Genomic DNA, 921 nt, shown 5'->3' with positions numbered 1-921 from the left:
CTTAATTGCGGCTTTCTGCGTCTTAACGAGGTCGGTCGCTAGATCCTGCGTCAGCTTCGTCATGGATTTACGGAGGTTGTAGAGTTGTTCGTCAGCCTGCGCATAATACTCCGAGTCTTTCGCATAACGATCCCGTACGCGAGTCCACGCGTCAATCTTCATTTGCGCGATCTCTGTTTCCGATTTGCCTGCGTCAGACATGCGGCGTTCTTCTGCGCTGATCCACTTTGACGATGCGTTGTACTGAGCGCGTGCTTCCGATTCGGTTGCGGTGGCTACGTTCTTACGCGACTGGCGAACTTGATCGTCGGCGGCGATATACTCCGCGCTGTCCTTTGCGTAACGATTACGTAATCGCGTCCAGCTTGCGAGCTTCATTTCCGCGATCTTGAGTTCGGACTTGCCGCCGTCTTCCATCCGTTTCGACTCCGCATCAATCCACGTAACCGAAAAGTCATAGCGTGATTGAGCGCTGTCCTCCGATAAGCGCTTGAGCTGTAATTGTAAAGTGCGTGCATCGTCGATAGATTCCGCTAGAAACTTCGCGTGCTTCTTGCGCAACTCTTCGTATTTTTTAATCTGCGCATCAGCCGTCATATCGTAAAAGTCTGCTTGGAACTGGACGGTTTTCATATCGGCATCGTACGCAGCCTTACGTGCTTCGGCGGCGAGTTCTGCGGCTGTTTTACCCTTCGCTTTCTTTTCCTTCGCCGCTTTCGGGGCATCCTGCGGAATAATATCCTTCGTAAACGTCTGAGCTCCGGATTCAACTTCCGCCGCTAACTTCTCCATCTCGCGCGCTGCGTCTGAATACTTCTGCTGTTGAGCGAGCGCTAAGTCTCGTCCCTGCTTCGCTTCCTCCGCAACTTTATTCGTCAGGTAATCGTTGTATACGATATCCATAACGTTCGGCGTCTTACC

The 921-nt window shown here is 52.1% G+C and carries 1 protein-coding gene; it reads right to left on the bottom strand.

The features are described from left to right. The coding region (locus CA598_RS31660) for a hypothetical protein (RefSeq protein WP_218832647.1) at positions 1 to 903 on the bottom strand (903 nt) is incomplete at its 3' end. Positions 904 to 921 lie beyond the last annotated feature (18 nt).

Source organism: Paenibacillus sp. VTT E-133291 (genome assembly GCF_002264395.1).
Taxonomy (GTDB): domain Bacteria; phylum Bacillota; class Bacilli; order Paenibacillales; family Paenibacillaceae; genus Paenibacillus_AQ; species Paenibacillus_AQ nitricinens.
The sequence above is the reverse complement of the archived record's forward strand: the minus strand, read 5'-3'. Positions and strand labels throughout refer to the sequence as shown.